Source organism: Klebsiella sp. 64, assembly GCF_018223915.1.
Taxonomy (GTDB): Bacteria; Pseudomonadota; Gammaproteobacteria; order Enterobacterales; family Enterobacteriaceae; genus Klebsiella; species Klebsiella pneumoniae.
Window position 1 is genome coordinate 13,072 of record NZ_JAGRQZ010000038.1, and the last position, 25,482, is coordinate 38,553.

Genomic DNA, 25,482 nt, shown 5'->3' on the forward strand with positions numbered 1-25,482 from the left:
ACCGGGCGGTTTCCCGTCCGGCTTAATGTGTGGCGTCGTTGCTGATATTAGCGTTGCAGGCTGCTAAAAACGCCGTTGCATCTTTCTCTGCCAGCGTGGCGAGCACATCCTGCTGCTTTTTGATGGCGGAGTAATGCAAAAGTGCAGCTTCCAGCCCGACACTGGCTACCTTGCTCAGGAAAGTGCTTCGGTGAACTCCAAGCATCCTGGCGAGCGCGGAGACGTTTAGCAACCCTGCATCGTCCAGTGTTTTGATACGTGCAGACAGCAGAGGCACGTTACCAACGCCAAGTAGTGAAATCTTCATGTTACCTCTCCAAGTGAACAAAGAGGGCGGCAATCACCGCCCAACTTCTTTGCCTCGCCTGATTACGAAGCATCGTTGGTGATGGCGGTTACCAGATCCGGGCGGTAGCAAATTGGCAACAGGCTGAACTCACTGGAAAGCGTGATGTTCTTATACGCATCGGTGCTGCTATAGATGCGGAAGTCCACCACGTCAGCAAAGGCAAGCTCAAGGTTGCGGCTCGTTGGCCCCACCAAATTGGTAAATGGTGATGCCTGATCAGCGCTTAACGGCTTCTCGAAGACCGGAACCATGAAGCCTTGATCTGCCCCGATGCCGTAGAAATCGGTATCGGACATCTCGACTACAGTCACGTTATCCAGGACGTAATAGCTGAATGCCGGATTGATCTCTTTATTGAATACCAGACCATCAGGATCAAGCACACCATACTGCACAAGCTGGCGAACCGATGGGTTAAAACGCAGCTTCTTGAACAGGTTGGAACCCGCGAACAGGTAGATGCCTTTCAGCAGGGAAGCAAGGCCACCCATGCGGCGCTTCATGGCGCTGACCTCATCGGACAGGGATTCTAACGGATCAGCAGCAACACCCGTGTAGATGGTTCCGGTGCTCTGGTCGTAACCAAATTCCTCTGACCAATCCAGGATCGGGCCATCTGCGGTGTACTGCATATCGGTGACGCGATGACGGAACAGGCTTTCAGCAAACATGCGTTCACGAGTCGCAGCGAAGCGTTCATAGTGAGCCAGGCTTTTAGCAGTCACAGTGTCCAGGACATTGGCCTGTAGCGAAGATCCGATTTTACGGAATGGCTGCACATCAGCAGCAGTGATCACATCCTGCGTAGGGAACAGAGGAAGCTCGATCAGATGGTTAGCTGCTTTTGGCTTCGGTGTGCTTCCCCATTCGCTGGAAAAGCGGTTCGCTGCTGAGGCGATGGTGTCAGCCTGAGCATTCAGGATGTCCAGACTGGTTTTAAACTGGTCAGTAACGTCACGCTGGAAAATGTTCAGGTTGGTTAAGATACGGTTGCGAGCCGGAACGTTCGCAAATGTCGAACTGTAATCGACGTATGAAAAATCGTTTGTAAGAGCCATGTTGTGATGTCCTTATCGGTAAAATTATTGAGCGTCAGCCTGAGCTACGCGGATGTTGCCGGATGTAGTCAGAGCAGCAATTGCAGCAGCGCCTACAGTCGCGCCCATAACGGCGATGACGGTTTCCGGGCGGATGTAGACGCCACGGTCAGCAACGATGATGTTTGCATCTGTACCAGCGCGATGATGGCTCAGAACCAGTAATGCATCGTTGCCGGAGGTAAATGCGGTGCCATCGGCCTTAATGACCGAACCGGGCTGCACTTCGACGGCCAGGTTTGGGATGTTGATTGTTTTCACTGCAAAATTAGCGTCAGCCTGGTAGGTCACGACATCATTAAAGGTGCGTTGGGATTCGCCCATTTTCATAAAAGTTACTCCATAAAGTTGTTGTTTGCTGGCCTTTAGGCTTTGGCCTTTCGGGCCGTATCGTCAGAATTGACGGTGTGCGAGTACAAAAGAGGTCGCCCAGTGGCGACCTTCATTTATTTGTTTCTGTATCAGAAAAAAGGCGGGCGGCGGAGATACCGCCCCTGAGGAGCAACGAGGATCTTTATCGTTATTTTTCTGAGAGAAGAGAATAAGGGAGCGGCGGCAACGCCCATTGAAGGGGGGAGAAACCCCAAACGCGCCGCGCTCGTGCCAGTTTACATCATGGCAAGATGGCCCACTGAGGAGAGGGACTTATTGCGGTTGTTAGACCGCTGGCAAGCCCCATCGCGGAAGGCTAATACCACGGCAGGGGAATAAGCGGCGCTGGAAAGCAAAGATGGCCCGTGCAAGGTATCAAGGAGCCAGCGCCTGAGAGGAGATTAAATTACGTTCAATCGGCTGTAGTTCGCAGTAGACTCTTTCGAATCCATTAATCACCATATGTTAGTATATTACCACGAATGATAATCATTATCAACAAATTTCACGTAAAATCAGTCGGTATCAGCAATTCTGCCTTCAATCATTCACCCCTTTAATCGGTGCCGATTCGATAATGTATGAGTATGCAGCCGGATCGGCGGCGACGATCTCCCGGCATTTGGAACGAGCACGGGTCAATGCCGCTTCATCCACAACATGAGGAGTAAAGACACCTGCCCCAGCGCCCAGCGCCTTCATGATACGTTTAGCTTTTTGTTTTTTGCTGGTTACTGGCGCAACGGCGGGCGCTGTTGTTGGTTTCCAGTCTGGATGGCGGATCAGATAGTCATCAATCGCACTTTTTACAGCGTCCTGCCGCTGTTCTTCCTCCAGTTGCTCTGGAGTTTTCCCCAGAAGCGCGGCGGCAATGCTGTCTCTGACTTTTTGCAATGTTGTTTTCATTCTTGTGGTTCCTGTACAGGGCCAGCCCGTCACGGGCGCAGCGATACGCCAGCCATGCAACGGGCAGGTAAGGTAAATGTCTATGAGATTCAATGCTGGTACTATCAGGCCGTCGCGGTCTGCCCTGCGTGTTTGCTGGTGCGTCTTACTGGTTTATCTGGATAGATTTACGTCTACACGGCAAGTTCTTATGGCGTGAAACGGTTCTCCGATACTCAATCATCAATGAGTCAGACTCTGACGGCATCCTTGGTAGCAGGTCAGCTGACGTTATACCTTCACGTTCCAGCATTGAGATAATTGTGAATAGAGGCATATCGGTAATTGAGCAAATCTCTGCCAGCATCGCACCAGAGTGGAAGCACTGGATCGCCAGCTTCTGACATGTCCAGGCATTGTGCGGGGTAACGCGCCTGCATCTGTTGTTCCATCCTTCGGAATGCAGTTGCTGCACCTTCTCCAGAGGAAGACGTAGCAGCAAGGCTACTTTATTCATGGTATGACCGTGAACAAGGAGCGATTTCGCTTTTTTGATCACGCTCTCATCCCTGCAACGCCGCTTATACAGGCGAGTCAGGTCAGGTAATTCTGGGCCGGGTAGGTCTGGGAGTTGTTCTTCTGGGTCAATCTTTTCTGGTTCGTTCTGGGTGGCGGTCAGCGCCGTGACTTTCTCAATCAATATGCCCTCTGCGATTTAAAGTTTTTTTCTGCTTCCGCTTCTCTTATTTTGAGGTGTTCACGAATCAGATTATCAAGTTCATCGCCTGATACACCCCATATTACGCCGTAGTCGTCCATTCCTTCGTAGCCAATATCTGACCAGTAACGAAGATCATCGAGTGGGGCCATTACCCGGTTTGCTGTCTGTTTCGGGTTCACGGCATGATGATCATCAATGCCGCCGCTGTCGTCGTTAGATGCCACGCGGTCGCGTTGTCCAACAACAGGCGCGGCACTACCAGCGGCCAAGTTAACACTCTGATCTGTAGCAGTGGCGGCTGCCAGTTTTGCCTGCTCTGCCTGCTCTGCCTGCTCTGCCTGCTCTGCCTGCTCTGCCTGCTCTGCCTGCGATATTGCGGCCTCTTCATGACCATTACCATTTCCCTGTTTCTCCTCGGATTTGGGCGTGACTTTCTCGCGGGTTTTCATTGCAAGAAACGCCTCTACAGATGCAGCGGTATAAATTGAGCTTCTTCCCTTCCGCTGTTCGATGGTCAGTAATCCCAAACGTTCGAGTCGGGCAGTACGCCGTGTCACCGTTTTCACATCGCAGTCAAAGCGGTCTGAAATTGTGTTTCGGTTCTGATAGCACTTCATTCCCTGGTAACGAAAGGTAAAGAAGAAGCCCCACCAAGCCAAATCATCACCATCGATCTTCTCAACCGTCCCGGCAGGAGTACGCACATTTTTACCCAGCATCCCAAGGATCTCGTTTGGGATCATGGCAAATTTTCCGCTTACTTGGGATTCGTCGTTAGTTCCTGTATTCTCTTCGCTCATCATTTCCTCGCTGGTCATCTGTTTGGTTATCTGGTTTCGTTTTATCAATGATCTTTGCCGCTGTTTGAAGCAATTCGCTGCACATTTTCGCCATAGGCATATCGCGACGATTAGCTTCTTTCAGCAACGTTCGGTACGTCTCATCCGGGAATGAGATATTCATGTTCAAGTCTCCTGTTTGTCAGACATGCGGATGCGACCCTGAGATCGCTGGTGACGATCAGGATTCCGGCGGCGCTGATGGCCTGCGTTTTTGGTTGGTTGCCCTGTTTGAGGCAATTTGATTGACCCGACGTTGCGCCGGATGGGATCACGCTATCGAGAACTCGCCCGCAACGCTGTAACCGTGTTGTTCCAGGTTCTCTACGCCGTGGGTGGCAACCAGGAGCATGATCACCTGCTCAGGCGTTATGTCCAGATTGAACCTCTCACGGTATAGACAGCGGTAACCCTGGAGCACCGGGGCTAATATCTCAGTCAGCGACTGACCGTCAGCGAACTGGCGGGATAACGGCTTGAGAATCGCCTTAACAGCACGCGCACTTTTCGCCTTCTTCTTTTCCTTTTTCAGGATATGAAGTGCAACAGCAAGTTGCGGGTACTTCGCATGAGCCGCATCCGCTCCGCCATTTCTGGAGATGAAAGACCAAAGCGCGGGTTTGGTGTACGTGCCGTACATGATGACGTCTGCGATTTGCTCGCCTGTCATGGTGGCTGGGGTGATGCGTTGGGATTTTGGTTTGTTCATTGGGTTCTCCGTTGAGTTATTAAAATTTTTCTCGGAGGTCATTTGTACCCATTTGTCAGGAGCCATCACCGGGCGGCGATGCACCTTAATTGTTGAAAGCCATGTTATCAGCAATGCAAACATTTGTCAAGATAAAATTACTTTCCCAATCTTACTATGCCATAGCTGAGCATTCAATGTCAAGGTCTTTTAAACGCGCTGAAAGCGATTCTGCAGGCCTCTGCCCCACACCCGCTACCATCGTATTGTGTGAGGTGTTTTAATCGCTCTACGGGACTCCCGTGAAGCCTCTGATGGGTTGATACTGAATAGTTGGCGCGGGATTTGCCTATCAGCCCTTTCACCCAGCCGCCACCCCCATTGACTCTGCGGGTTACACTCCTCGTGACAATGTTCCAAAATTACTGCGCGGCTGTCGCCTTGCTGCCCAAAAGGTGGCGAGCCTGTTCGGTCAGAACAGGATAACGAGTCACCGCATGGGCGATGGATATCGCGAAGCGTGGAGCGTAGCGACTAAACGAGACCAAAAAGAAAGATAGCCATCGCAATGGCAATCTTCAAGGTGTGGATGTTGACCTTGTGTAAGTCCTTCACGGCTAGAGAAGGACGCATAAGGTGTAAGGTCTATTAAAGAAGTTGATTTAGTTTTGATCTACTTAATGGATCTATTTAAGGGACACCATGCTGTCCCACCCCCCAGGGACACTATGCTGTCTCACCCCAGGGACACTATGCTGCCCCCACCAACCTGAGACACCATACTGTCCCTACACGTGCAGTGCCGAAATCTGGCAGGTCAGAACCGCCGCCAAGTCAAAACGCCGTCGTATTGGTAATGCGTCCATTGGTAATGCAGAAACAGACGCGCGATGTGCTGTCCTCACCTCTGGTGGATCTTTTCTCAAAATAAATGCAGATAAATCCCCGTTAAATACGCGCTAATTCGACCCGTCCGGGTCAGTATGAGACCATTTCCGCTCGTGGTAGTGGTCAAGTCACGACCTCCGCGATGGTGTGGAAGACATAATGATCAGGTCTGAGCGCCACGGCTGGCGCGGGTTCGTTAAAATTGTCTGCCGATATCGTGACTCGCCTGTACATCGCGGTGCTAAACCGGATTCACTCACGACGCCCCATTTCTCTGAAAAAAAATCCTTCACCAAAAACCATGGAAGTTGAGAATCGTGCAGCTTTCAACCCGATTTTCTGGCATATGGGACGTGTTCTTGAGGGCGCTGTGATTGTTGTCACCATAGAGTGCCTGTCGTGGGAAAGTGTCGTGACGGGTTGCTGGTAAAGCGTGGGAATGGTTGCCGGATGGTGGGAGGAATTACGCCGGAAATATTGTCGGATGAGACAAAGACCAGGGCCCGGAACCGGGACACATCGCCAGCGCCTGGCGTCATGTGGGTGGGGAAACCTTGCTTATCAGGTAGAGGGAAAAGCGACGCCCCTGAGTTAGGTCACACTATATTCAAGTGTGACCTAAGCAAGAAGGAACATAAGCAACCAACTGAATAATAATAACTTTTATCGACTTTCCATTTCTACCGCCGCCGTATCGTGGTTTTATGCAGTCACCAGATGAATAGAAAAAGCTGAAATGTGAATGAAAATTCAATTCTTTGCATACATTGACGATGTTCAGCCTGGAGCCGGGGAACCGGGCGAGGACTCGATCACTCAGCCGTCAAGATATTATGAAATGATGTTTCATTTTTAAGAGACTAGCCAGTCAGGTACTTAGCTCTGCTGCGAGTCCGCAGGATATTTTCCAGCCTACCAGCCTTCGGCATGACCCTTGTTGGTGTGTCTCTCCAACGGGGGTGGGATATCCCTCCATTTTTTTGTGACCTAATAAAAATGATCAAAAAAATCTTTTAAAATGATCGCTTTATGATCAATAATTCACTCATAGGAACGATGAGGGAGACACAAATCATGGCAAAGACTAACGCGCCCACGCTGGAAGAGGCGGCAGCAATTGAGAAGGTATTGAGGTATCGCAATGAGACCTACGCAGACGCCTGGGCGCTCAATCTCAACCTGGCGTTGCGCATTAGCGATCTGTTGGCACTGACCTATAAAGACGTTGCCGGGGCGGAGATCCGCATCACAGAGGGCAAGACGAAAAAAGCGCGGGTTATCCCGATTAACGAAAAGGCGCGGGAGATTATAAACCACCGCCGGGCTGCGTATCCCGAAGATATTTTTCTGTTTCAGTCTCGATCAAATCGGGTGAAGAGTCAGGCTGCGAGGCCAGTCACCAGAGAGTCAGCCAGTCGGGCATTCAGTGAGGCCGGGGAGATGGTCACCGATAAAAATATCGGGACGCATAGCGCCCGCAAGTGTCGCGGGCGTGCGTTGTGGGAACGTGGTGTACCTATCGAGACAATATCCAAAATGCTGAACCACAGCAGCCCATCAGTCACCATGACGTACCTCGATATTACGCAGGATGAGGTTAATCAGACCTACGATCTGAACATTTAACAACACGGGGACGCGTAGATGAAAAAATGTACAGTTTCAGTTTTAACTTTGCTGGGCCTGCTGGCGTGTCAGCCACTGGTGGCACACGCAAGCCGCATCACGATGCAGTTAACCGAACAGGAAGAGACCGAAAGCGGCAAAACGCTTTGCCGGTATGAAAACTCCGTTTACTCATTCAGCTATGTGACGCGAAGCAAGCGTTGTCCAAGCGTGAAAACCTTCGACACCGTGGATTCCGACTAACAAATAAGGGAGAAGTCCCCCCGCATAATAGCGTAATTCGACCTTTTCATTTTCAAGTTGCGCTTAACTAAGCTGTTCTGCCAAGTGGCTAATCTGCGCTTGATCAAACTTTCATTTTTTTTCTAAATATTGACATTACGTCCAGGCCTTACGGTGCTTGGACTCAGCCTTAATGACGCTTTAGCAACCTGAATTTAACCTCAAAATCAACTCTTGTGTTGAAAAGAATCCTTACTAGAATGTTGGACATATAGGGGTATAATTTCTCCCACCCCCTATATGTAGTATTGATGTATGAATAACAGGCATAAAAAAACCGGATTCACATCCGTGAACCCGGCTTACAACGCATGACCAATATGAGTCGCCAAACTCATACGAATCTCTGCCTTGCTTTCATTCTTGACGGCTTGATTGTGCCAGGCAAAGAGGATCATGTAAACCTTAAAAGAACGCTCTAAAGGAACATTGCATGACCGTTTGCAAACAGTCCCACCGATACAACTCTCTATTCATCAGCTTACCTCACGATCAAGGTGGTGAAGGACGCCATAAATGTTGTGGCTGCGCTTATGATCAAGGTTACCGAGCCGGCTTGGTTCGTTCGGGGCAGCCTTGGGTCAATTTAGCTATTCTTCCTGACAGCCAAGCGGGAACGGTACGTCACAAAAGTCCGCAAGCAGCATTTGCTGAGGGCTATCGTGATGGTGTTCAAACCTCTTACCTTCGTGTTGTTTAAAAGAGAGGAGGCTTAGGCCTCCTCCACCTTTTCAAACCGCCACGATGTAATCTTGGCTCGTTTTTATTCAGCACCGGAGGAAATGAGTAATGCTTGATTTTTTGATTTCTCATCTCGAGAAATGGAGTACATTTATAAGTGCGGTTGCAGCTGTCTTAACCGCAGTAGCAACGTTTTTCCTTTGGCGAGTAACAAAATTGCTTGCCAAGGAAACAACACGGATGGTTGAATCATCCTCGCAGCCCCATATTGTTGTTACTCTTGAACCTAATGCTTGGGCTGCTTTTTATTTTGATATAAATGTAGCGAATACCGGGAATGCACCGGCTTATAATATAGAAGTTGAATTTGATCCCCCGCTGATTAATGCAGAATATAGGGAAGATAAAAAACACTCTATCCCGTTTCGGAAAATCAGTGTATTGAAAAACGGGCAGATGTTATCAAGTAACCTTTGCGAATATAATCAAATAAAAGACAACGTTTACAAAGTAGTTATCAGCTGGTCGAAGCGAGCGAACTCGATTGAAAGAGAATTCAACGAATACGAGTATGACATGTCATCATTTGAAGGAATAAATTACTTGGGTGCACGAAACCCAATGACGCAAATAGCAGAACAGATCAAAAAGATTAGAGAAGACTGGAGACCCATCACACAAGGCTCCAAAAAAATAAAAACTGATAACTACAGTTCAGATGATAGAGAAAAAGAAAGAAAAGATCGTGACGAGTGGTATCAAAAAACTATAGAATCAAGAGAGAAAAGGACATAATAAAAGAGGGCTATTAAGCCCTCTTTTATTATCAAATCATTCAGTTAAATCTGAAATTTTTGTTGCTGATACTTGTAGGTTCAAATGAGGATTCCCTTCCATGCTACCTTCAAGAATATAGCCATGTGGTTCTTTTTCACTTACAGCTAAAACCAAGTAAAAATCATTTAACGGACCGAAAACCGATTGACTACCAGGATTGAATTGTTTCACATGCAATCTTAAATTATTATTATTAATTTTGCCCTGATAATAAAAAGCATAATCACCGCCATTTACGGCATCATTTTTAACTGAAACAACACCAGCACCGAAATCTTGAGTGTTGCTTTTGAAGAAAACAGAATAAAGTCCGTCTTTCATGATGGCATGTCACCTTAAGAATTCTGCAAAATTGCATAGGTATCATACGCCAAACAACTGTATATAAAAACAGTTAACTTGTGATGTGAATCAAAAATACCAATGATAACTGGTTAATATTAAAGGTTCACCACTTCAACGCTCACCCCTCCCCGTTCATACTCCAAAATGAACCGGAAAACCCTGTCGCATACGACATTCGCAGTTGTTCCAAAGAACCATCGAGTTTCGACACTATCTACCCGCTCGCACTCGTAACCCGCATGACGGATTTCGCTCAGAACCTTATCGGCCTCTTCCACTGGCACACCGCCATCAGCGGCAAGCGTGGCGAATGGGCTTAAAAATAAGATTAACACAATAGTTTTAATCACTAATCACCTTCCTCGTCTGAAAGTTGATTGTCCGACTCCTCGCTATCGGACACCTCAATCGATCGATTTAACAGATCAATACTTATATATTGATCGTTAAAAGTGATCAAGTTAATGATTAGTAGTTTTGCAACTAACGTGAAAAACTTAACTGCGCAGCATGAAGATAACCACACCACAGATATGGTTAACCCAGTGCAGTGTTGGCATTTGAACATGACAGAAGCAACAGTTTGGGAGAGCGACGGAGAAAAGAATGGCTATAGCGGGAACAGCACTACTCCGATGGTGAAGCGAAGTTCATCATCGGAATATTATTACCCCACCAACTTGACGGGTGATCTTGAAGGCAGAAAATTAATACCAGCATAATCCGTCGATCACATAGCAAACCGCAGATAGCGGAAACGTATGCAAATAGCGTCTGGTGATCCCCGTCCCGCTTTTCTCATGACCGACAACCTGTTGCAAGTGCGCCAAGTTTCCAACCCATCCAGCCAGACAGGTCGAGATCATTGTGTGCCGGAAACTATGCACCAGCCGCCGTTGTCCATAATCATCAAGGTACGGGATACCAAGCTGATCGCGGATATCAGCTAAAACCTTGCCAATCTTCGGCATATTCTTACCCGCCACTGGAGAAAATATTTTCTCTTTCCACTGACGATTCACAAAATCGATGAAGCCCCACTCGATCAAGTCAGGATGAATTGCTACTTGGCGTGTAGCGTTTTCAGTTTTGCCCTGTCCACCTTCGGCAATCAGAAGGTAATGACGCTGGCTGTCTTCATCATATTTGATTTGCGATTTTTCCAGCTTGGCTATCTCACCTCTCCTGGCTCCAGTGTAAGCCAATAATAAAGTAATCCATTTCTGCCAGCCGTCAGGCTGCTTGAGCGCCCAACCCACAAATTTTCTCATCTCCGTCGCGCTGTACGCACCAAACCGTGCTTTCGATGGTGCTGCCACTACGCCATCAGTCGGAGATTTATCCAGAATCTCTTTGCTATCAGTAAGAAAGGTCTTGAACAGCGATTTATAAATTTTGAGATGTTTATGAATTGCCTCGGCCCCCACCAAATCATCTGGTGGAACATCATCACATTCGATCAGTTGCTGAATAGTCATTGAGCGATACGGCTGAACAACACGCTTAGGCAGGTTTTCTACAACTTCCATCACCTGCTTAATATCTTGCCTGGTGACTGCCTTTACGTCCGTTGATGCACCCAAAACTACGAGCAGTACTTCCATAAAACGCTCATTGGCCTGGGCGATTGCTTTAGTCCAGCTTCGCCCCTTCTCGCTTCGGTACATGTTCCATGCACCAGCCAGAGTTAAAGCGTTTTCTGGCTCGGTTAGCTCTTTTTGGTCCGCAACTACAGCAGGAGCGACAGCATCTCGATATTCATGCGCTGTTATCGGCTGAGTTTGGACTTCACGCCGCTCATCATTGAGGAATTGTTGTGCTAACCAGTGGTCAGCCTGTTGTTTCAAGCGACTGGTGATCGCAGAAAGGCGAGCGGAAAATTGATCGGGCTTGATAGCCCCGCATTGCACTAAGTGAATGACAGGAGAGGCAAAAGACATTACCGAGTGCGCTTGGGCGTAGCTGTCTGTTTCCAGCGACTTACGGAAATATTTTTTGCCGGACAGACGAAAGCGAACGTAGTAGATCCCGTTACGTCTAGTGGTATGACGAATGGTTTTGTGTCCCATTTGATGAGCCTCAATGTGTTACGGCTGAACAAAACAGGACGAAAAATAGAAGTAATTGTTTGATTTTTATCAGAATAATTGCCATGGCTACGCTGGCATTATCCAGATCAGGTGGTACGGGTATTTCTCAGCCTTCAACGAAGAAGGGCACCCCGAGTCAAAATAGTGAAATTGTTAAGCGTTGTGGAATTTACCGCAACTCACCGGTTCATACAACAAGCCTTTAGCCCTGGTTACGACACCTTCGCGGCCATCATGCTCATCAGGCAACCGGACGGGATTGCATTCCGCTGCTGGCGGGCGGAAAATAATGACATCATGCGCTATTTAGCCTACCGAGGATATACGCCATGGCCGTTTATCACCATGCGCTGGTACTGATTAACAGCAGTCAGGACGGCGTCCCGCTGCTCCAGCATGCCGCCAGAATGGCAGAAGAGAACGGCATGCGCATCACCATCGCCCACATCAGCACCGATTACCGGGCGCTGAACTATGTTTCCGACAGCCTGCGCGACGATCGGGTCTCGCAGGAGGTGATCCAGGCCAAAGCTCTGCTCAACGAGCTGGCCTGCACCGTCTCCCTGCCGGTGGATACCCTCTCGCTGGTGACCACCCGCCGGTTTGAAGACGTAGAAACCTGCGTTCGGCAGCGGCAGATCGATTTAATTATTGCCGGACACCATAACCGGTTGCTGGGCGTCCTCTCCTCACACTCGCTGGAGTACATCAACCACTTAACCGTAGACGTGCTGATCAAGCACCTGCCCTAGCGCAAGGCGGCCTGCAGCAGAGAAAAACAGTCTTCAATAAGCGGGGGCAGCGCCTGCGGGCCGCGCATCAGGGCCACTGTGCGGGCGAGCGCCGGCTGCTGCAGGTGGGCGACCCTGAGCGCCGGGTCCTGCAGATGGGTGGTGTACAGCGCCGGCAGAATCGCCACCGCTAAGCGCGAGCGCACCAGGCCATACAGGGTTTCGATATAGTCCACCTGGTAGCGGGTGGTCAGCGTCAGGCGATGGCTCTCCACTAATGCCGCCACCAGCCGCTGGATATTGCCCTTCGAGAACACAGCAATATCCCGCCCCACCAGCTGTTTCCACGGCAGATGCGCCTGCGCGGCCAGCGGATCGTCGCGGTGCAGCACCGCCACGAAGGGATCTTCGCGCAGCGGATAGACCAGCAGTTCTGCGGGCAGTGAACTGTCGATCGCCCCGATGCCGAAATCAATCTCGCCGCGCTGCAGCGCCTGGATAAGCGCATCGTTGGTCTGATCGTGAAATTCAATGCGCAGACGCGGAAAGGCCTCAGCCAGGGTCTGCGGCAGCAGCGGAAACAGCAGCGAACTGACCGACGGCACCAGACCGATACGCACCGTCCCGTCGCCACCCGCCTCGACAATCTGCTGCATATCGGAAAAGGCCGCCTGCGCCACGCTGAGGATCCGCTGGGCGTGGGGTAAAATCGCCGCCCCCAGTTCAGTCAGAGTGACCGTCGCAGCGGTACGGTTGACCAGCTTACCGCCGAGTACCGTTTCAATCTGCCGCAGGGCGCTGCTCAGCGCCGGCTGGCTAATCGCCAGCCGACTGGCGGTATCGGTAAAATGGCGCAGCTGGGCCAGGGTGACGAAATACTGAAGCTGTTTAAGAGAGAGCGCGGGCAGCCGCTGCCAGGGTTCGTTCATCATCGGGTTCGCTACGGTGGTCCTGCACAATAACCCGAGCTTATCGGGTGATAAATTTATTCATCTGGGCAAACGTTTGCTGTGCCCCTAGAGTATCCGCATTATCCTTGTGCCGGAGTGGTTATGTCCAGCAATGCTCAAGTCCGCCGTCGCGCCGTGCAGGCCGCGCGCGGTGAATCCCCGTTTGATCTGCTGCTGATCGATGCGCAGATCGTCGATATGGCCACGGGCGAAATTCGCCCCGCTGACGTCGGTATCGTCGGCGAGATGATCGCCAGCGTCCATCCGCGCGGCAGTCGCGAAGACGCCCATGAAGTGCGTTCCCTGGCCGGTAGCTACCTGTCCCCCGGCCTGATGGACACCCACGTGCATCTCGAAAGCTCGCACCTGCCGCCGGAGCGCTATGCGGAAATCGTCCTCACCCAGGGCACCACCGCAGTGTTCTGGGATCCGCATGAGCTGGCCAACGTCCTCGGCGTCGCTGGCGTGCGCTATGCGGTGGACGCCAGCCGCCATCTGCCGCTGCAGGTGATGGTCGCCGCCCCGTCCAGCGTCCCCTCCACGCCGGGTCTCGAAATGTCCGGCGCCGATTTTGCCGGCGCGGAGATGGAGACCATGCTCGGCTGGCCGGAAGTGCGCGGCGTGGCGGAGGTGATGGATATGCACGGCGTGCTGCACGGTAGCGAGCGGATGCAGGAGATTGTCCAGGCCGGTCTCAACAGCGGCAAACTGATTGAAGGCCACGCCCGCGGCCTGAGCGGCGCTGACCTGCAGGGCTACCTCGCCGCCGGCGTCACCTCCGATCATGAACTGACCTCGGCGGACGACGCGCTGGAAAAACTGCGCGCCGGGCTGACGATCGAGATCCGCGGCTCGCACCCCTATCTGCTGCCGGATATCGTCGCGGCGTTAAAAACGCTGCCGCACCTCTCCTCGCAGATCACCGTCTGCACTGATGACGTGCCGCCGGATATGCTGCTGGAGAAAGGCGGCATCATCGCCCTGCTTAATCTGCTGATCGAGCACGGTTTACCGGCGGTCGATGCGCTGCGATTCGCCACCCTCAACGCCGCTATTCGCCTGCAGCGCCACGATCTTGGGCTGATTGCCGCCGGGCGGCGCGCCGATCTGGTGGTGTTTGATTCCCTGGAGAAACTGGTGGCCCGCGAAGTCTACGTAGGCGGTAAGCTGCTGGCCCGTGCGGGCAACCTGCTGACACCGATCGCGCCCGCCGCGGGCGTCACGCCGCCGCGCGATACTTTGCAGATCGCCCCCCTCCGCGCCGATGACTTTATTCTGCGCGTCCAGGGCATTCGTCACGGCATCGCCCGCCTGCGCCATATCCGCGGCGCGCGCTTCACCCAGTGGGGCGAAGTGGAAGTGCAGGTTCGTGACGGGAAAGTCCAGCTGCCCGCCGGCTTCAGTCTGATCTGGGTCAAGCACCGCCACGGCCGCCATCAGGCGACGCCGCAAATCGCCCTGCTTGAAGGCTGGGGTGAGCTGCGCGGCGCCATCGCCACCAGCTACTCCCACGACTCGCATAATCTGGTGGTGCTCGGGCGCGACGCTAATGATATGGCGCTGGCGGCCAACCAGCTTATCGCCTCCGGCGGCGGGATGGCGCTGGCGCAACAGGGCGAGATCCTTGCCCATGTGGCGATGCCGATTGCCGGCATGCTGTCGGATCTCCCAGCCGCGGAACTGGCGCGTCAGTTCCGCGAGCTGCGCGATCTGAGCAGCCAAGTCGCCGACTGGGAGCCGCCGTACCGGGTCTTCAAGGCCATTGAAGGCACCTGCCTTGCCTGTAACGCCGGGCCGCATTTAACCGATTTGGGTCTGACCGACGGCGGCAGCCGCCAGATAGTCGACCCGTTGATAGCCTGCCGGGAGATCCCGGAGCCAACCGATCACAACAATAATCCTCAGGGAGCCTGAGCATGGCCGATAACACACTTCACTCTTCCGCCCGCGCTAACTGGCTGGAGCGCCGCTTTGCGCTGCGCTCGCGCGGCGGCACGCTACGCACCGAATGCCTGGCCGGGATCACCGGCTTTCTCGCCGCCGCCTATTTACTGGTGGTCATCCCGGGGCTGCTGGCGATCGGCGGGATGGATAAAGGCGCCGCCACCACCGGCACCATTCTGGTCTTCGTCGTCGGCTCGCTGCTGATGGCGTTTTATGCCAACCTGCCGTTTATCGTCGGCCCGGGCATTGGCGGCTCGGTGCTGGTGGGGGTGACGCTGGCCGGTAGCGAAGGGATTGGCTGGCAGACTGGCCTCGGAATTGCCTGCTGGTCGGGGATCCTCTTCTTCCTGCTGACCCGCTTTGGCCTGCGCGAAGTGGTCACCCGCTCGGTGCCGCAGTCGATCAAGCTGGGATTGACGGCCTCCATCGGCCTGTTTGTCGCCGTCCTCGGTTTTCGCAATGCCGGGCTGGTGCTGGCCAATGCGAAAACCAACGCCCTGATGCTCGGCGACTTTCTCGCCCCCGGCGCGCTGGTGGCGCTGTGCGGCCTGTTCCTGGCGATAGCCCTGCAGGCGCGTAAGGTACCGGGCGCGATTTTGTGGGCTATTTTGTGCGCCACGCTGGTGGGTATCCCGTTCGGCGTGACTAAACTGCCGACGCATTTTATCGATGCCCCCCACTCGCTGGCGCCGGTGCTGGGACAGGTTGACCTGCTGGGGGCGTTAAACATCGCCTTCCTGCCGTTCCTGTTCGTCTTTTTCGCATCTGAGTTTTTCTCCACCATGGGGACAACGCTGGCGGTGGGCGGCGAGGCGGGTCTGCTGGATGAAGAAGGCAACATGCCGCAGATTAATCGCCCGTTCATGGTCGATTCGATTGCCGCCGCGCTCGGCCCGTGGGTGGGCATTCCGGCGGCGACGGCGCTGATTGAGTCTTCGGCGGCAGCGGAAGCGGGCGGCAAAACCGGCCTCACCGCCCTGTCGGCGGCGGTAATGTTCCTGCTGATGCTGCTGTTCACGCCGGTGGCGTTGATGATCCCGAAAGAAGCCACCGCCCCGGCGCTGATCCTGATTGGCCTGAACATGTTCAGCGGCCTGCGCAAAGTGGATCTTGCCAACTTCACCGACGGGCTGCCGGTGCTGATGATGGTGATGATCACCCTTATCGCCAACAGCTTTGGCACCGGGATTGCCGGCGGGCTGCTGTTTTACATTGTGATCAAGGCTATCGCCGGTAAGTGGCGGGAGATCCCGATTGGCCTGTGGGTATTGGCCGTCCCGCTGGTATATTACTTCGCGACCTTAGTCAGGCATTAAGCCCTTCACAATGTGATTTCACCTCTTCATATAACAAACGCACCGCGGCAGAGAGCTGTTTGCGGTGCGGACAAATCAGATTCAACGGCACTACATCCCCCTGATAACGCGGCAGCAGGCGCCGCAGGCGCCCCGCCCGCAGATCGTCGCTGACGTCGAGCATCGATTTATAGGCAATGCCCTCCCCGGCGATCGCCAGCCGACGGATCACCTCGGCGTCGTCGCTCATCACCGTGCCGGAGACCTTCTGCTGCTGAACCACGCCGTCGAGGCTCAGCGACCAGCGGTCGAACGGACGGCCGCGCAAAATGTAGATCAACGCATTATGCTGGCTGAGTTCCTCGAGGGTCTGCGGTTCGCCATGGCGAGCGATCCACTCAGGCGAGGCCACCAGCACCCGACGATTTTCCGGCGCCACCGGCAGCGAGATAAACGAAGCATCGTCGTTATTGCCATAGCGAAACGCAACGTCCACCGGATCTTTAAACACGTCGGTCAGCTGATCGGAAAAGAGCAGCCGCAGGCGCAGCGCCGGGTGGCGTTGGCGGAAATCGCGGAACAGGGTCAGGAGCAGGTTACGCCCGAGGTCCGACGGCACGGCAATCTGCAACATGCCGCGAACTTCATCGTCCGGGGTCTGGATCTTCTGCAGACCGGCCTCGAGGGTATCGAGCATCTGGGTGGCGTAGGGCAGCCAGGTCTCCCCCTCCGGCGTCAGGCGCAGGCTGCGGGTCGAACGGGCAAACAGGCGAATATTGAGGATCGTCTCCAGACGCTTAATTGCCGCGCTGACCTGCGCCGGCTGCTGCCCGGCCTCGCGCGCCGCGTCGCTAAAACTGCCCAGCGCCGCGGCGCGGACAAATAAGGTCAGATCTTCCAGCCTGAACATGCCGATTCTCCCCTGCTTCAGATTGCTCCCAAAATACGCATCACCGTCGCTGCAACGCAAGCGGCACAAGACTTGCGCCGCGTTTTGCTTACACTTTTTAAAAATCCAGTGCTTGCCATTTCAGCAACGCATCAGGAATGATACGAGGCTGCTATTTTGAGTCCAGGTAATATTGAGGAAACTATGCGTAAAACAAAAATGATGCTTCTGGGCGTACTTCTTGCCACCGCTGGCGCCAGCTGGACGGCTACTGCCGCGGGGATCGATCAGTATGCGCTGAAAGAGTTCACCGCCGATTTCACCCAGTTTCACATCGGCGACACCGTTCCGGCGATGTATCTCACCCCGGAATACAACATTAAACAGTGGCAGCAGCGTAACCTGCCTGCGCCGGACGCCGGCAGCCACTGGACCTATATGGGCGGTAACTACGTGCTGATTACCGATACCGAAGGCAAAATCCTCAAAGTGTATGATGGCGAGATCTTCTACCATCGTTGATCCGCGCAATCTCCACGTCCGCCCCGGCGAGCCAGCGGACTCTCCGGCGCTGCGCCAGATCTTCCTGCGGGCGCGCAGTTTATCGTGGACCTGGCTTCCCGCCGCGGCGTGGCGGCTGGAAGATTTCGATGCCGCCACCGCGGATGAACAGCTGTGGGTCGCGGAATGCGACGGCCAGCCGGTGGGCTTTGCCGCCGTATGGACCGCCGATAATTTCCTTCACCATCTGTTTGTCGACCCCGACTGGCAAGGCAAACATATCGGCAGCGCGCTGCTGGCGCAGGTCGAACGGACCTTTACCGCCAGCGGAACGCTGAAGTGCCTGATGGAAAATAAAAACGCCCTGCGCTTCTACCAGCGTCATGGCTGGACCATCGAAGCACAGGGCGCGTCGCCCGAGGGCAGATACTGGCTGATGCGCTCGCCGCGGCCTTAAACGGCGCGGAAGGCAATCTCACCCGGGATCACTTCTCCCTGCCAGTACATCTGGGCCGCCACCCGGCCCGCCAGCTGGCGGTAGATGTCGGTAAATTCGCTGTCCGGACGCGCCACCACCGTCGGCGTGCCGTTATCCAGATCTTCCCGCAGCGTAATATGCAGCGGCAGCTGGCCCAGCAGCTGGGTGTGGTATTTCTCGGCCAGTTTTTGCGCGCCGCCGGTGCCGAAGATAGGCTCGTGGTGCCCGCAGTTGCTGCAGATATGCATGCTCATGTTTTCCACGATCCCCAGCACCGGCACTTCCACTTTCTCGAACATCACGATGCCTTTTTTGGCGTCGATCAGCGCGATGTCCTGCGGCGTGGTGACCACCACCGCGCCGGTGACCGGGATGTTCTGCGCCAGGGTCAGCTGGATGTCGCCGGTGCCCGGCGGCATATCCAGCACCAGGTAATCAAGATCCGGCCACAGCGTCTCCTGCAGCATCTGCATCAGTGCCTTGCTGGCCATCGGCCCACGCCAGACCATGGCGTTGTCGTCGGTCACCAGGTAACCGATGGAGTTGGTTGCCAGACCATATTTCATGATCGGCGCCATATGAGTGCCGTCCGGCGAGGTCGGGCGGCTGTCTTCCGCACCCAGCATGGTCGGAATCGACGGACCATAGATATCGGCATCCAGAATGCCCACCTTCGCCCCTTCCGCCGCCAGGGCCAGCGCCAGGTTTACGGCAGTAGAAGATTTACCGACGCCGCCTTTGCCGGAGCTGATGGCGATAATGTTTTTCACGCCGTTGACCCCGGGCTGGTTTTTCACCCGCTTGAGGGTCGCGATGCTGTGGGTCAGCTTCCAGTCGATGGCCTTCGCGCCGGTGATGCGCAGCAGTTCGGCGCTGCACTGCTCTTTCAGCGCTTCGAAGGCGCTGCTCCAGACGAACGGCATTTGCAGTTCAATATGGACGGTATCGTCCAGCCAGGCGACATGGTGCAGCGCCTTAAGGGCGGTGAGATTATGCTTCAGGGTTGGGTGCTGGAAATTGGCCAGCGTCCCGGCGACCATCGCACGTAGGCGCTCAGGGGATTTGGCCTGGGATTGCGAATTCATCCCGACTCCTTTGTTGTTTTGAGATGCTTTCAGTAATCACAGAGTTTATCACAGGTAACGATTATCCATATATGGGCAGCCATTTATGGCGCACCCACAGCCCTTTTGGTAATATCGGAAGCCCTTTTTACAACAGAAGATGTAATGCTCACTATGACTCAAGTCGCGAAGAAAATTCTGGTAACGTGCGCCCTGCCGTACGCCAACGGCTCCATCCACCTCGGCCACATGCTGGAGCACATCCAGGCTGATGTCTGGGTCCGTTACCAGCGAATGCGCGGCCACGAGGTCAACTTCATCTGCGCCGACGACGCCCACGGCACGCCGATCATGCTCAAAGCGCAGCAGCTCGGTATCACTCCGGAGCAGATGATTGGCGAAATGAGTCAGGAGCATCAGACCGATTTCGCCGGTTTTGACATCAGCTATGATAACTATCACTCGACGCACAGCGACGAGAACCGCGAACTGTCGGAGCTTATCTACACCCGCCTGAAAGAGAACGGTTTTATTAAAAACCGCACCATCTCTCAGCTCTACGATCCGGAAAAAGGCATGTTCCTGCCGGACCGTTTTGTGAAAGGCACCTGTCCGAAGTGCAAATCTCCGGACCAGTATGGCGATAACTGCGAAGTGTGCGGCGCGACCTACAGCCCCACCGAACTTATCGACCCGAAATCGGTGGTCTCCGGCGCCACGCCGGTGATGCGTGACTCCGAGCACTTTTTCTTCGACCTGCCGTCGTTCAGCGAAATGCTGCAGGCGTGGACCCGCAGCGGCGCGCTGCAGGAGCAGGTCGCGAACAAGATGCAGGAGTGGTTCGAATCCGGCCTGCAGCAGTGGGACATCTCCCGCGATGCGCCGTACTTCGGCTTCGAAATTCCCAACGCGCCGGGCAAATATTTCTACGTCTGGCTGGACGCGCCGATCGGCTACATGGGCTCCTTCAAGAACCTGTGCGACAAGCGCGGCGACACCACCAGCTTCGACGAATACTGGAAGAAAGACTCCACGGCCGAGCTGTATCACTTTATCGGCAAGGACATTGTCTACTTCCACAGCCTGTTCTGGCCGGCGATGCTGGAAGGCAGCAACTTCCGTAAGCCGACTAACCTGTTCGTGCACGGCTACGTGACGGTTAACGGCGCCAAAATGTCCAAGTCGCGCGGGACTTTTATCAAGGCCAGCACCTGGTTAAATCATTTCGATGCCGACAGCCTGCGCTACTACTACACCGCCAAGCTCTCTTCGCGCATCGATGACATCGACCTGAACCTGGAAGATTTCGTGCAGCGCGTGAACGCGGACATCGTCAACAAGGTGGTTAACCTCGCCTCGCGCAACGCCGGCTTTATCAGCAAGCGTTTCGACGGCGTGCTGGCCGCGGAGCTGGCCGACCCGGCGCTGTACAAAACCTTCACCGACGCGGCGGAAAGCATCGGCGAAGCGTGGGACAGCCGCGAGTTCGGTAAGGCCATCCGCGAAATCATGGCCCTCGCCGACGTGGCTAACCGCTACGTCGACGAGCAGGCGCCGTGGGTGGTGGCGAAACAGGAAGGCAGCGACGCCGACCTGCAGGCCATCTGCACCATGGGCCTGAATATGTTCCGCGTGCTGATGACCTGGCTGAAGCCGGTCCTGCCGCAGTTGGCCGCGCGTGCGGAGGCATTCCTCAACAGCGAACTGAGCTGGGACGCCATTCAGCAGCCGCTGCTGGCGCATAAGGTGAATCCGTTCAAGGCGCTGTACAACCGCATCGAGATGAAACAGGTGGAAGCCCTGGTAGAAGCTTCTAAAGAAGAGGTGAAAGCCACCGCGGCGCCGGTCACCGGTCCGCTGGCGGACGATCCGATTCAGGAGACCATCACCTTTGACGATTTCGCCAAAGTCGATCTGCGCGTGGCGCTGATTGAAAACGCGGAATTCGTCGAGGGCTCCGACAAGCTGCTGCGCCTGACGCTGGATCTCGGCGGCGAAAAACGCAATGTCTTCTCCGGTATCCGCTCCGCTTACCCGGATCCGCAGCCGCTGATTGGTCGCCTGACGGTGATGGTCGCCAACCTGGCGCCGCGCAAAATGCGCTTCGGCATCTCCGAGGGCATGGTGATGGCCGCCGGCCCTGGCGGGAAGGATATCTTCCTGTTAAGCCCTGACGACGGCGCCAAGCCGGGTCAGCAGGTGAAATAACAAAAAAGCCGGAGAGTATCTCCGGCTTTTTTTTGCCCGGCGGCGCTATGCTAGCACGCGCCCGGGGGGCAGTCGTTGTAGGCCGGGTCAGGCGAAGCCGCCACCCGGCAAAAAATCATGCCTTCGGGTTATGCACCCGCCGGGTCAGTCCGCGCAGGAAATTGCGCAGAAACTGGTCGCCGCACTCGCGGTAGTTTTTGTGGTCAGGCGAGCGCATCATGGCGGTGATCTCCGGCACCGACACCCGGTATTTCTGCTCGCTCATAATCGCCTGGATATCGTCCGTTTTCAGCGAGAAGGCGATCCGCAGCTTTTTCAGCACCGTGTTGTTATTCACCCGACGCTCCAGCGCCAGCTCCGGGGCCGAATCATCTTTGCCGCGCTTGTCATAGATAAGGCCGTTAAGGAAACCCGACAGGATAATGTCCGGGCAGCGAACAAAGCCCTCTTCATCCTCTTTCGTCGTCCAGGTGTCGAAGCTGGCGGCGGTGGATTCCATAGCGGAGAGCGCGAGAATGCGCACCATATCGTTATTATTGACTTTCAGGGTGTAGCGCAGGCTACGAAGAATATCATTACTGAGCATGAGGGCCTTTTACTGTCGATGATGCAATGGGGCGCAGTGTACCAGCTTTACAGGCCAATCGCCTCTTTCAGGCTTTTTAAATAGCGCCGGCTCACCGGCACCGTTTGTCCGGCGCGCATCAGCAGCTCCGCCTGGCCATTCTCCTCAAGGCGAATCTCCTTCAGGTGCGCCATATTCACCAGGTACTGGCGATGGCAGCGCAGCAACGGCGTGCGGCTCTCAAGGGTGCGCAGGGTCAGTTCGGTAAAGCCCTCTTTTCCCTCGCGGTCGGTCACGTAGATGCCGCTCATCCGGCTGCTGACGAAGGCCGCATCCTCCATCTGCAGCAGCCAGATACGACTGTGGCCGGTACAGGGAATGTATTTCAGCGTCTGCTGAGCATCATCCAGCAGCGACACATCCTGCAGATTACGCTCCTGGCGCAGGCGGGCGAGGGTTTTCTCCAGCCGGGCAGCTTCAATCGGCTTCAGCAGATAGTCAAAGGCATGCTCCTCAAAGGCTTTCACCGCGTATTCATCAAAGGCGGTGAGAAACACGATATAGGGGCGGTGCTCCGGGTCGAGCATCCCGACCATCTCCAGACCGCTGATGCGCGGCATCTGGATGTCGAGAAACAGCACGTCGGGACGCAGCTTATGCACCGCGCCAATGGCCTCCACCGCGTTGCCGCACTCGCCGACGATCTCGATATCGCGCTGTGTCTCCAGCAAAATGCGCAGGTTTTCCCGCGCCAGCGGCTCATCATCGACGATCAATACTCTCAGCATGCATTCTCCTCCAGGGGCAGACGTAGGGTGACACGGGTAAAGCGCTCCGGCTCGCAGGTGACGCTGATGCCGCAGTCGGCGCCAAAACGCGCCCGCAGCCGCCTGTCCACCAGATTCATCCCCAGCCCGCTGGCCTGGGGGTTGGCCCGGTACAGCCCGGCGTTATCTTCGATATCCAGCTGCAGCCAGCGATCGTCCTGGCTGGCGCGGATGGTAATTTCGCCGACGCCAAGATGTTGCGATGTACCATGCTTAATGGCGTTCTCCACGATCGGCTGCAGGGTAAAGGCCGGCAGCTGGTGATGCGCCAGCCCTTCCGGCACCGCCATCTGGATCTGCAGGTTAGCCTGAAAGCGAGCCTTCTCAATCTGCAGATAGGCGTTAACATGCTCGATCTCATCGGCAAGAGTGACAATTTCCGTCGGCCGTTTCAGGTTCTTGCGAAAGAAGGTCGATAGATACTGCACCAGCTGGCCGGCCTGATCGCTGTCGCGGCGGATCACCGCCTTCAGCGTGTTAAGCGCGTTAAACAGGAAGTGCGGGTTGACCTGGGCGTGCAGGAGCTTGATTTCGGATTGCGTCAGCAGCGCCTTCTGCCGCTCGTACTGTCCGGCGAGGATCTGCGCCGACAGCAGCTGGGCAATCCCCTCCCCGAGGGTGCGGTTGATCGAACTGAACAGGCGATTTTTCGCCTCATACAGTTTAATGGTGCCTATCACCCGTTGGTTCTCGCCGCGCAGGGGGATCACCAGCGTCGACCCCAGCTTACAGTGCGGATGAATCGAGCAGCGGTAAGGCACCTCGTTGCCGTCGGCGTAGACCACCTCCCCGGTCTCAATCGCCCGTTGCGTATACGAGGAGGAGATAGGCTTGCCCGGCAGATGGTGGTCGTCGCCGATGCCGGTAAACGCCAGCAGCTTGTCGCGATCGGTGATCGCCACCGCGCCGATGTCCAGCTCCTGGATCAGCACCTGGGCCACCTTCATGCTATTCTCTTCGTTGAATCCCTGACGCAGGATCCCCTCGGTGGACGCCGCCACCTTCAGCGCCGTGGCGGAAAAGGCGGAGGTGTACTTCTCAAACATCGCCCGCTTGTCCAGCAGAATGCGCATAAACAGCGCCGCACCGACGGTATTGGTGACCATCATCGGCGCGGCAATGCTCTGCACCAGATGCAGGGCGTCCTGGAACGGGCGGGCAATCAGCAGAATGATCATCATCTGCACCAGCTCGGCCACGAAGGTGATCGCCCCGGCGGTCAGCGGGCTAAAGACTTTGTCCGGCCGGCCGCGTTTGACCAGCACGCTGTGCACCAGACCGCCCAGCAGCCCCTCAACGATGGTGGAAACCATGCAGCTTAAGGCGGTCATTCCCCCCAGCGAGTAGCGGTGCAGGCCGCCGGTGAGCCCTACCAGCCCGCCGACCACCGGCCCGCCGAGCAGGCCGCCCATCACGGCGCCGATGGCGCGGGTGTTGGCGATGGAGTCTTCGATATGCAGACCGAAATAGGTCCCCATAATGCAGAAAATGGAGAAGGTGACATAGCACAGCAGTTTGTGCGGCAGGCGAACGGTGACTTGCATCAGGGGGATAAACAGTCGGGTTTTGCTCATCAACCACGCGATGACCAAAAATACGCACATCTGCTGAAGCAGCAGCAACACCAGATCAAACTCGTACATACCCGCAAACCACACATGCCTGAAAGCGCGTACCATACCCTGCCTGGCGAAAACTTTCTTTGAAGCCCTGCATAAAAATGAAAAATGACGGCCAGGATCACACTTTTTTGCGGCGCGTTGCGCAGCAAACGCGGCAAAAAGCCCGGCGCGGCGCGCTAAACCGCAATTAATGTTTCATTAACACCTGCGCTTCACCGTATAATCCCCCTGTTAACATCAGGAGCCTATTATGAAGCCAGCGAAAATCGCGGTCGTCACTCTCTTCTTACTTATGGCCATCGGCGGGATCAGCGGCGTGATGCTGGCCGGCTATTCCTTTATTGTGCGTGGCGGTGTCGGCTGATCCAGCGGGTCAGACGCTCAAACGCGCGATCGACGATAATCGCCGCCAGCGCCACCAGCAGCGCCCCCTGTACAATATAGGCGGTATTAAAGCCGCTCAGGCCGATGATGATCGGCGTCCCGAGCGTACTGGCCCCCACCGTCGAGGCAATGGTCGCGGTACCAATATTGACGATGACCGAGGTGCGGATCCCCGCCAGGATCACCGGGGCCGCCAGCGGTAGCTTCACCTTATACAGACGCTGCCAGCCGGTCATTCCCATTCCTTCAGCAACGCCTGACAACCCCGGCGGTATCGAACCCAGCCCGGCCAGCGTCCCCTGCAGCACCGGCAGTATGCCATAC

The 25,482-nt window shown here is 55.0% G+C and carries 29 protein-coding genes and 1 riboswitch; of the genes, 11 read left to right on the plus strand and 18 right to left on the minus strand.

Annotated elements, in window-relative coordinates:
• Positions 1–22: 22 nt before the first annotated feature.
• From KHQ23_RS23305 to KHQ23_RS23340, 8 genes are all read right to left on the minus strand, one after another.
• Positions 23–307, minus strand: coding sequence for a hypothetical protein (locus KHQ23_RS23305; RefSeq protein ID WP_087785802.1), 285 nt, complete (start codon positions 305–307; stop codon positions 23–25).
• A gap of 62 nt (positions 308–369) precedes the next feature.
• Entirely contained in the window at positions 370–1,407 is a 1,038-nt protein-coding gene (locus KHQ23_RS23310) for a major capsid protein (protein WP_087785805.1), read from the minus strand.
• A gap of 24 nt (positions 1,408–1,431) precedes the next feature.
• Positions 1,432–1,776 (minus strand): hypothetical protein, encoded by a 345-nt coding sequence (locus tag KHQ23_RS23315; protein ID WP_087785807.1) that lies wholly within the window; start codon positions 1,774–1,776, stop codon positions 1,432–1,434.
• A 582-nt stretch (positions 1,777–2,358) separates the two neighbouring features.
• The gene (locus tag KHQ23_RS23320) at positions 2,359–2,724 is read right to left on the minus strand and encodes a hypothetical protein (RefSeq protein WP_087785810.1); all 366 of its coding nucleotides are present in this window, start codon (positions 2,722–2,724) and stop codon (positions 2,359–2,361) included.
• Between the two features lie 145 nt (positions 2,725–2,869).
• A complete protein-coding gene (locus KHQ23_RS23325) occupies positions 2,870–3,403 on the minus strand; it encodes a hypothetical protein (protein ID WP_087785813.1) in 534 nt (177 codons plus the stop codon).
• Positions 3,400–4,227 (minus strand): hypothetical protein, encoded by an 828-nt coding sequence (locus tag KHQ23_RS23330; protein ID WP_211776938.1) that lies wholly within the window; start codon positions 4,225–4,227, stop codon positions 3,400–3,402. Before KHQ23_RS23330 ends, KHQ23_RS23325 begins: the two co-directional genes overlap by 4 nt.
• Positions 4,199–4,387: a hypothetical protein gene (locus KHQ23_RS23335; RefSeq protein ID WP_087785819.1), complete on the minus strand. Its 189-nt coding sequence runs from the start codon at positions 4,385–4,387 to the stop codon at positions 4,199–4,201. The genes KHQ23_RS23330 and KHQ23_RS23335 overlap by 29 nt, the downstream gene beginning before the upstream one ends.
• Positions 4,388–4,534: 147 nt before the next feature.
• Positions 4,535–4,972, minus strand: a complete 438-nt coding sequence (locus KHQ23_RS23340) for a hypothetical protein (RefSeq protein WP_087785822.1) — start codon at positions 4,970–4,972, stop codon at positions 4,535–4,537.
• Positions 4,973–6,913: 1,941 nt separating this feature from the next.
• On the opposite strand from KHQ23_RS23340, the gene KHQ23_RS23345 reads away from it, so the two are divergent.
• The 4 genes from KHQ23_RS23345 to KHQ23_RS23360 all read left to right on the plus strand — a co-directional run bounded on the left by KHQ23_RS23345 (position 6,914) and on the right by KHQ23_RS23360 (position 9,223).
• Entirely contained in the window at positions 6,914–7,465 is a 552-nt protein-coding gene (locus KHQ23_RS23345; protein ID WP_087785905.1) for a tyrosine-type recombinase/integrase, read from the plus strand.
• A gap of 18 nt (positions 7,466–7,483) precedes the next feature.
• Positions 7,484–7,708 (plus strand): hypothetical protein, encoded by a 225-nt coding sequence (locus KHQ23_RS23350; protein ID WP_087785824.1) that lies wholly within the window; start codon positions 7,484–7,486, stop codon positions 7,706–7,708.
• Between the two features lie 472 nt (positions 7,709–8,180).
• A complete protein-coding gene (locus tag KHQ23_RS23355) occupies positions 8,181–8,447 on the plus strand; it encodes a hypothetical protein (protein ID WP_087785827.1) in 267 nt (88 codons plus the stop codon).
• A gap of 89 nt (positions 8,448–8,536) precedes the next feature.
• The gene (locus tag KHQ23_RS23360) at positions 8,537–9,223 is read left to right on the plus strand and encodes a hypothetical protein (protein WP_087785830.1); all 687 of its coding nucleotides are present in this window, start codon (positions 8,537–8,539) and stop codon (positions 9,221–9,223) included.
• 36 nt (positions 9,224–9,259) lie between these two features.
• Here the strand turns inward: KHQ23_RS23360 and KHQ23_RS23365 are convergent, their stop codons facing one another.
• The 3 genes from KHQ23_RS23365 to KHQ23_RS23375 all read right to left on the minus strand — a co-directional run bounded on the left by KHQ23_RS23365 (position 9,260) and on the right by KHQ23_RS23375 (position 11,679).
• Entirely contained in the window at positions 9,260–9,586 is a 327-nt protein-coding gene (locus KHQ23_RS23365) for a GrlR family regulatory protein (RefSeq protein ID WP_087785834.1), read from the minus strand.
• 119 nt (positions 9,587–9,705) lie between these two features.
• The gene (locus KHQ23_RS23370) at positions 9,706–9,960 is read right to left on the minus strand and encodes a hypothetical protein (RefSeq protein ID WP_087785837.1); all 255 of its coding nucleotides are present in this window, start codon (positions 9,958–9,960) and stop codon (positions 9,706–9,708) included.
• A 357-nt stretch (positions 9,961–10,317) separates the two neighbouring features.
• Positions 10,318–11,679, minus strand: coding sequence for an integrase (locus tag KHQ23_RS23375; protein ID WP_087785840.1), 1,362 nt, complete (start codon positions 11,677–11,679; stop codon positions 10,318–10,320).
• A 67-nt stretch (positions 11,680–11,746) separates the two neighbouring features.
• Positions 11,747–11,844, minus strand: a riboswitch (TPP riboswitch).
• Between the two features lie 185 nt (positions 11,845–12,029).
• On the opposite strand from KHQ23_RS23375, the gene KHQ23_RS23380 reads away from it, so the two are divergent.
• A complete protein-coding gene (locus KHQ23_RS23380) occupies positions 12,030–12,452 on the plus strand; it encodes a universal stress protein (protein ID WP_004189084.1) in 423 nt (140 codons plus the stop codon).
• Here the strand turns inward: KHQ23_RS23380 and KHQ23_RS23385 are convergent.
• Entirely contained in the window at positions 12,449–13,363 is a 915-nt protein-coding gene (locus tag KHQ23_RS23385) for a LysR family transcriptional regulator (RefSeq protein WP_004175111.1), read from the minus strand. The genes KHQ23_RS23380 and KHQ23_RS23385 overlap by 4 nt on opposite strands.
• A 120-nt stretch (positions 13,364–13,483) precedes the next feature.
• Between KHQ23_RS23385 and KHQ23_RS23390 the strand changes: the two genes are divergently transcribed.
• Both KHQ23_RS23390 and KHQ23_RS23395 read left to right on the plus strand, forming a co-directional pair.
• Positions 13,484–15,295 carry an adenine deaminase gene (locus KHQ23_RS23390; RefSeq protein WP_020317134.1) on the plus strand — a complete coding sequence of 604 codons (1,812 nt, stop codon included), beginning with the start codon at positions 13,484–13,486 and terminating at the stop codon, positions 15,293–15,295.
• A 2-nt stretch (positions 15,296–15,297) separates the two neighbouring features.
• Positions 15,298–16,641: an NCS2 family permease gene (locus tag KHQ23_RS23395; protein WP_002912743.1), complete on the plus strand. Its 1,344-nt coding sequence runs from the start codon at positions 15,298–15,300 to the stop codon at positions 16,639–16,641.
• On the opposite strand, the gene KHQ23_RS23400 is transcribed toward KHQ23_RS23395, so the two are convergent.
• Complete coding sequence (locus tag KHQ23_RS23400) at positions 16,631–17,530, minus strand: LysR family transcriptional regulator (RefSeq protein WP_004149074.1); 900 nt, start codon at positions 17,528–17,530, stop codon at positions 16,631–16,633. The two genes, KHQ23_RS23395 and KHQ23_RS23400, sit on opposite strands and share 11 nt — an antisense overlap.
• A 183-nt stretch (positions 17,531–17,713) precedes the next feature.
• On the opposite strand from KHQ23_RS23400, the gene KHQ23_RS23405 reads away from it, so the two are divergent.
• Entirely contained in the window at positions 17,714–18,031 is a 318-nt protein-coding gene (locus KHQ23_RS23405) for an RcnB family protein (protein ID WP_002912749.1), read from the plus strand.
• Positions 18,003–18,467, plus strand: coding sequence for a GNAT family N-acetyltransferase (locus tag KHQ23_RS23410; RefSeq protein ID WP_004890760.1), 465 nt, complete (start codon positions 18,003–18,005; stop codon positions 18,465–18,467). Before KHQ23_RS23405 ends, KHQ23_RS23410 begins: the two co-directional genes overlap by 29 nt.
• Here KHQ23_RS23410 and apbC read toward each other — a convergent pair.
• Positions 18,464–19,573: an iron-sulfur cluster carrier protein ApbC gene (gene apbC, locus KHQ23_RS23415; RefSeq protein WP_002912751.1), complete on the minus strand. Its 1,110-nt coding sequence runs from the start codon at positions 19,571–19,573 to the stop codon at positions 18,464–18,466. The two genes, KHQ23_RS23410 and apbC, sit on opposite strands and share 4 nt — an antisense overlap.
• Before the next feature lie 153 nt (positions 19,574–19,726).
• Here apbC and metG point away from each other — a divergent pair, with 153 nt between their 5' ends.
• Entirely contained in the window at positions 19,727–21,760 is a 2,034-nt protein-coding gene (gene metG / locus KHQ23_RS23420; RefSeq protein ID WP_038991268.1) for a methionine--tRNA ligase, read from the plus strand.
• 115 nt (positions 21,761–21,875) lie between these two features.
• On the opposite strand, the gene KHQ23_RS23425 is transcribed toward metG, so the two are convergent.
• The 3 genes from KHQ23_RS23425 to KHQ23_RS23435 are packed head-to-tail and all read right to left on the minus strand — an operon-like array spanning position 21,876 to position 24,795.
• Positions 21,876–22,346, minus strand: a complete 471-nt coding sequence (locus tag KHQ23_RS23425) for a DUF1456 family protein (protein WP_009484174.1) — start codon at positions 22,344–22,346, stop codon at positions 21,876–21,878.
• A 47-nt stretch (positions 22,347–22,393) separates the two neighbouring features.
• The gene (btsR, locus tag KHQ23_RS23430) at positions 22,394–23,113 is read right to left on the minus strand and encodes a two-component system response regulator BtsR (protein ID WP_211776937.1); all 720 of its coding nucleotides are present in this window, start codon (positions 23,111–23,113) and stop codon (positions 22,394–22,396) included.
• Entirely contained in the window at positions 23,107–24,795 is a 1,689-nt protein-coding gene (locus KHQ23_RS23435; RefSeq protein WP_002912760.1) for a sensor histidine kinase, read from the minus strand. The genes btsR and KHQ23_RS23435 overlap by 7 nt, the downstream gene beginning before the upstream one ends.
• Positions 24,796–25,024: 229 nt before the next feature.
• On the opposite strand from KHQ23_RS23435, the gene KHQ23_RS23440 reads away from it, so the two are divergent.
• Positions 25,025–25,138: a protein YohO gene (locus tag KHQ23_RS23440; protein ID WP_002912762.1), complete on the plus strand. Its 114-nt coding sequence runs from the start codon at positions 25,025–25,027 to the stop codon at positions 25,136–25,138.
• Here KHQ23_RS23440 and KHQ23_RS23445 read toward each other — a convergent pair.
• On the minus strand, positions 25,113–25,482 hold a 370-nt coding region (locus tag KHQ23_RS23445; protein ID WP_211777061.1), incomplete at its 5' end, for an ABC transporter permease. The genes KHQ23_RS23440 and KHQ23_RS23445 overlap by 26 nt on opposite strands.

Excerpts from the sequence above, each read along its gene's own strand:
- KHQ23_RS23305 (WP_087785802.1), bottom strand. The coding sequence starts at position 307 with ATGAAGATTTCACTACTTGGCGTTGGTAACGTGCCTCTGCTGTCTGCA.
- KHQ23_RS23310 (WP_087785805.1), bottom strand. The coding sequence starts at position 1,407 with ATGGCTCTTACAAACGATTTTTCATACGTCGATTACAGTTCGACATTT.
- KHQ23_RS23315 (WP_087785807.1), bottom strand. The coding sequence starts at position 1,776 with ATGAAAATGGGCGAATCCCAACGCACCTTTAATGATGTCGTGACCTAC.
- KHQ23_RS23320 (WP_087785810.1), bottom strand. The coding sequence starts at position 2,724 with ATGAAAACAACATTGCAAAAAGTCAGAGACAGCATTGCCGCCGCGCTT.
- KHQ23_RS23330 (WP_211776938.1), bottom strand. The coding sequence starts at position 4,227 with ATGATGAGCGAAGAGAATACAGGAACTAACGACGAATCCCAAGTAAGC.
- KHQ23_RS23335 (WP_087785819.1), bottom strand. The coding sequence starts at position 4,387 with ATGAATATCTCATTCCCGGATGAGACGTACCGAACGTTGCTGAAAGAA.
- KHQ23_RS23340 (WP_087785822.1), bottom strand. The coding sequence starts at position 4,972 with ATGAACAAACCAAAATCCCAACGCATCACCCCAGCCACCATGACAGGC.
- KHQ23_RS23345 (WP_087785905.1), top strand. The coding sequence starts at position 6,914 with ATGGCAAAGACTAACGCGCCCACGCTGGAAGAGGCGGCAGCAATTGAG.
- KHQ23_RS23350 (WP_087785824.1), top strand. The coding sequence starts at position 7,484 with ATGAAAAAATGTACAGTTTCAGTTTTAACTTTGCTGGGCCTGCTGGCG.
- KHQ23_RS23355 (WP_087785827.1), top strand. The coding sequence starts at position 8,181 with ATGACCGTTTGCAAACAGTCCCACCGATACAACTCTCTATTCATCAGC.
- KHQ23_RS23360 (WP_087785830.1), top strand. The coding sequence starts at position 8,537 with ATGCTTGATTTTTTGATTTCTCATCTCGAGAAATGGAGTACATTTATA.
- KHQ23_RS23365 (WP_087785834.1), bottom strand. The coding sequence starts at position 9,586 with ATGAAAGACGGACTTTATTCTGTTTTCTTCAAAAGCAACACTCAAGAT.
- KHQ23_RS23375 (WP_087785840.1), bottom strand. The coding sequence starts at position 11,679 with ATGGGACACAAAACCATTCGTCATACCACTAGACGTAACGGGATCTAC.
- KHQ23_RS23380 (WP_004189084.1), top strand. The coding sequence starts at position 12,030 with ATGGCCGTTTATCACCATGCGCTGGTACTGATTAACAGCAGTCAGGAC.
- KHQ23_RS23385 (WP_004175111.1), bottom strand. The coding sequence starts at position 13,363 with ATGATGAACGAACCCTGGCAGCGGCTGCCCGCGCTCTCTCTTAAACAG.
- KHQ23_RS23390 (WP_020317134.1), top strand. The coding sequence starts at position 13,484 with ATGTCCAGCAATGCTCAAGTCCGCCGTCGCGCCGTGCAGGCCGCGCGC.
- KHQ23_RS23395 (WP_002912743.1), top strand. The coding sequence starts at position 15,298 with ATGGCCGATAACACACTTCACTCTTCCGCCCGCGCTAACTGGCTGGAG.
- KHQ23_RS23400 (WP_004149074.1), bottom strand. The coding sequence starts at position 17,530 with ATGTTCAGGCTGGAAGATCTGACCTTATTTGTCCGCGCCGCGGCGCTG.
- KHQ23_RS23405 (WP_002912749.1), top strand. The coding sequence starts at position 17,714 with ATGCGTAAAACAAAAATGATGCTTCTGGGCGTACTTCTTGCCACCGCT.
- KHQ23_RS23410 (WP_004890760.1), top strand. The coding sequence starts at position 18,003 with ATGATGGCGAGATCTTCTACCATCGTTGATCCGCGCAATCTCCACGTC.
- apbC (WP_002912751.1), bottom strand. The coding sequence starts at position 19,573 with ATGAATTCGCAATCCCAGGCCAAATCCCCTGAGCGCCTACGTGCGATG.
- metG (WP_038991268.1), top strand. The coding sequence starts at position 19,727 with ATGACTCAAGTCGCGAAGAAAATTCTGGTAACGTGCGCCCTGCCGTAC.
- KHQ23_RS23425 (WP_009484174.1), bottom strand. The coding sequence starts at position 22,346 with ATGCTCAGTAATGATATTCTTCGTAGCCTGCGCTACACCCTGAAAGTC.
- btsR (WP_211776937.1), bottom strand. The coding sequence starts at position 23,113 with ATGCTGAGAGTATTGATCGTCGATGATGAGCCGCTGGCGCGGGAAAAC.
- KHQ23_RS23435 (WP_002912760.1), bottom strand. The coding sequence starts at position 24,795 with ATGTACGAGTTTGATCTGGTGTTGCTGCTGCTTCAGCAGATGTGCGTA.
- KHQ23_RS23440 (WP_002912762.1), top strand. The coding sequence starts at position 25,025 with ATGAAGCCAGCGAAAATCGCGGTCGTCACTCTCTTCTTACTTATGGCC.